The sequence below is a fragment of the Salinivibrio sp. MA427 genome, from assembly GCF_001996115.1.
Classification (GTDB): domain Bacteria; phylum Pseudomonadota; class Gammaproteobacteria; order Enterobacterales; family Vibrionaceae; genus Salinivibrio; species Salinivibrio costicola.
The window spans coordinates 1-3,303 of record NZ_MUFH01000272.1; the positions used below are offsets into that span (position 1 = coordinate 1).

At 46.0% G+C, this 3,303-nt stretch carries 5 protein-coding genes; 1 reads left to right on the forward strand and 4 read right to left on the reverse strand.

Going from position 1 to position 3,303, the window contains the following annotated elements; genetic code table 11:
* Positions 1-331: 331 nt before the first annotated feature.
* Both BZG79_RS13110 and BZG79_RS13115 read right to left on the reverse strand, forming a co-directional pair.
* On the reverse strand, positions 332-871 hold the full coding sequence (locus BZG79_RS13110) for an RES domain-containing protein (RefSeq protein WP_077678837.1): 540 nt from the start codon (positions 869-871) through the stop codon (positions 332-334).
* The gene (locus tag BZG79_RS13115; protein ID WP_077661519.1) at positions 864-1,226 is read right to left on the reverse strand and encodes a hypothetical protein; all 363 of its coding nucleotides are present in this window, start codon (positions 1,224-1,226) and stop codon (positions 864-866) included. Before BZG79_RS13115 ends, BZG79_RS13110 begins: the two co-directional genes overlap by 8 nt.
* 223 nt (positions 1,227-1,449) lie before the next feature.
* Between BZG79_RS13115 and BZG79_RS13120 the strand changes: the two genes are divergently transcribed.
* The gene (locus BZG79_RS13120) at positions 1,450-2,340 is read left to right on the forward strand and encodes an alkyl sulfatase dimerization domain-containing protein (protein WP_242414191.1); all 891 of its coding nucleotides are present in this window, start codon (positions 1,450-1,452) and stop codon (positions 2,338-2,340) included.
* Positions 2,341-2,397: 57 nt separating this feature from the next.
* On the opposite strand, the gene yciH is transcribed toward BZG79_RS13120, so the two are convergent.
* A complete protein-coding gene (gene yciH, locus BZG79_RS13125) occupies positions 2,398-2,721 on the reverse strand; it encodes a stress response translation initiation inhibitor YciH (protein WP_077678836.1) in 324 nt (107 codons plus the stop codon).
* A 68-nt stretch (positions 2,722-2,789) separates the two neighbouring features.
* Positions 2,790-3,158: a DUF3319 domain-containing protein gene (locus BZG79_RS13130; RefSeq protein WP_077678835.1), complete on the reverse strand. Its 369-nt coding sequence runs from the start codon at positions 3,156-3,158 to the stop codon at positions 2,790-2,792.
* Positions 3,159-3,303: the final 145 nt, after the last annotated feature.

Sequence of the window (3,303 nt, forward strand, 5' to 3'; positions counted from 1 at the left end):
ATAAAGTGGTTATCAGATGATGAATCGTATCGATAAGACAAGCGCCTTGACTCCTCACCTCCATTTTCTCTCCCCCTTCAGTATTCTGATGCGATGATTCAACATAACTGAATATTTACCATAAAATAGCTAATCACCACTTTCTTTAATCAACTTAGTTCAAATGCTCCGCTTGACCTAAGGTGCTTCAATCATGCGGTGATAAGCCAAACAAGATCAGCGTTATTGCTATCTTATACTTCTAGCGCATTGAAGCGTCAGTTCGCCAAAGTCACGGCAATTGCTGTCGTGACCAGCCTATTCCCCGCATTTCTTGCGGTGTCGGACGGCGCTAATAAGGTGATGGCGGCAGGCGTTCAAAGTCATCAATCACTTTAACCATGTTGGGTGGCGTATCACTCCATCGCCAAAATACGATATTTTTCATGTCCTGAGTGGCTCCACGCGCAAAACTTGGCACAATAATGGCGTTGACCTTTGCACTGATGAGCTGCGTCGATAAGTACCAACTATCGGGCGTTTGCTGCTGGGTCACTTGATCTAACCAAGCACAGCTTAGCGTCGAGGGCTTGATGCCACAGTTTAGAAGCACTGTTTCATCGGTCAGATCGAGTACATTGTCGCAGTCGACATCATATTGACATATTGTCAGAGGCTGAGCTTTAAAACGAAACCCCTGCTGAGCCTCGACCCATGCACCTGATTGAGACAGTGAGGTGTATAAGGCGCCAACACCTTTTGGGTTAAACCGACCACCGTTGCGTCTTGCCCCTTCACCACTGTTAGGCGCGTATGACCAGCGAGGGTTATGGCCACGAAATACCGCACCTTCAAATTTAAACAAATGGTCCTTTAGCTTCTCTTCACGCATAACCGCCTTCGCTCGTATGATTGAGGTAGGCTCTGACCGCATCTATTCGATCGTGCTTAACCAGTTGTTCTGCGGTTAATCCGCCAAACTCTGGCAGCCCTTCGCTCCGATACCACGCGTAGGCATGAAATTCATTCCCCGTCCACGGAAGGATTCGGTTGATCACTTCTGTGCAGTTACGTAGTTGTTGCTGCGCCTTGATTGTTGAATATCGTTCGGTGCGACTCAGCGTGGAATAAGGTAACCCAGACAATGACGCAATTTCTTTCAAATTTGTATGGAAAAACGCGGCCATTTTGCTCGGTTCAACGATACCTTCTGCGTTCATGACTACATCTAAAATAGATCGGTTCATCGTAACCACCATGTCATTTAAATTTGACTTATATACGTCTAAAATGGATGACATTATGACAGTTGTCAAGCTGGGCTAAAATACAGCAGAACAGCAGGTGTTTACTGTACCGGGAACACAAATCACGGTTTGCTCCGGATGAATTCCACCCGTTAACCTTTTTAGGTTCAGCAAGGTTTGCTACAGTTCACCAGTCATTAGATCATTCATTATAAGGATAACCATGAAAGCGCACATTTGGGCGTGTTTGCTCGTGGCGTTAGCCAGTTTTGGCGCGATAGCTCAGGACGAAAACGATGTTAAGCATACTAAGGCGGCCAAAGAGCCAACATCGTACGCCGAGCAAAGTATTTACGATAAACCATTGATGGAAAGGTATGTTTTGGATGAGATCCGGAACTTAAGAACCGATTTCCAAGCGTTAGAAAAACGTATGGTCACAGAGATCACCGACCGTGAGCTCGACGTGGCGGATAAGTCACTCAACTACGCTAATGTGACAGTGACCTACTTCTTTTATCTCATCGCGGGCGCAGCATCGCTCATTGCCCTCGTTGGCTGGCAGTCGTTGCGTGATATTAAGACCAACACCAAAGAACTGGCGGATCAACAGTTATCTGAAATTGCAGAGCAAWATGAGCGCAAGTTCCAAGCGCTCGAGCGAGATTTGAAGCGTAAAACGCGCATTATTGCTGAAAATAACAAAGAAATTGAACGCATTAACGAAATCCATAACTTATGGTTACGTGCGCAGCATTCGCAGACGCCAGAGCAGCGGATGGAAATTTATAATGAGATACTCAAAATCCGCCCTGGTGATCTCGAAGCGTTAACTCACAAAGCGGATGCCGCGATGGAAATGGGTGAATACCATTGGGCGCTAAGTATTAGTAACCGTGTCTTGGAAGTGGATGAGCGCAATGCTAATGCCCTATTCCAACGCGCTTGTGCTTATGCAAGGTTAGGTGCCGAGGACCAAGCCGTGTCTGACTTAGAGCTGGCGATAGCTGAAAGTGCTTCATTGCGTGAAGCGGCTCGAGAAGAGGCCGACTTTGAATCACTGCATGGTCACGAGCGGTTTGATCTGTTGATTGACCCTGAGGGTCTTATTTAAGCAACAAAAAACGTAAACGAAAAAAACCAGGCATGAGATGTTGCCTGGTTTTTCTTTTTACCCGCCGGCCAGTTTGACTGTGTGGCCTTTCTTTTCTAAGTGCGTTTTGATGTTGTCGCGCTTATCCCCTTGGATCTCAATCACGCCATCTTTCACTGCTCCCCCGCAACCACATACTTTTTTGAGTTCGGCGGCGAGCTGTTTTAATTCAGCATCATCAAGGTCTAAGCCAGTGACTAAGCTGACGCCTTTACCTTTGCGCCCTTTTGTTTGGCGCTGGATACGAACAATGCCATCCCCTTTAGGGCGTTGAGGCTTTTCGGGCGTTTCTTTGATTTTTCCAGATTCTGTTGAGTAGACTATGCGGTTTTCGTCAGACATGGTGATAGTTTTGCTTCGTTGAACATTTTAGACTTATACTATCAAAAGCAATGCTATGTTGGCAGTCACTATCCGCGCAGCTGCCCTCCATTCTTATCAATAAAAAGCTTTAATCCTGGTAGCGATCCCTTCATCAGTTTGCCTCGGACAATCATATACCAGCCCTTTTCATCTTTTTCTGGATCGTCGTTCATAATACGAAAACCATTATATTCTTCCACCTGCTTTTTTGACGATACGTCATCCTCTTCATCATCAAAATCGGCGGGATCGACAAGAATACTGGTGTCAGCCCACCACTCGATTGATTTTTTCACATTGTGCAAACTGCCAGATATCGATTTACCCCCGAGTCTAGCGCGGTAAACCTCTGTGGCCTCATCGCCACCTTCTGACTTTTCAATCGTATAACCACGATGAAAAAGGCGTCGKGTCATGTTTTTTCCTCCCGCAAATAGCCGTGTACGCCATGTTGCATTGAACTACGGCCTTGAGTCTGTTTTAGACTATTATCAGCCCTACTTAGAATTATTTCATTAATCCAAGCCATTAACGGACTTAGGGTCTAGTGTAATGGGACAT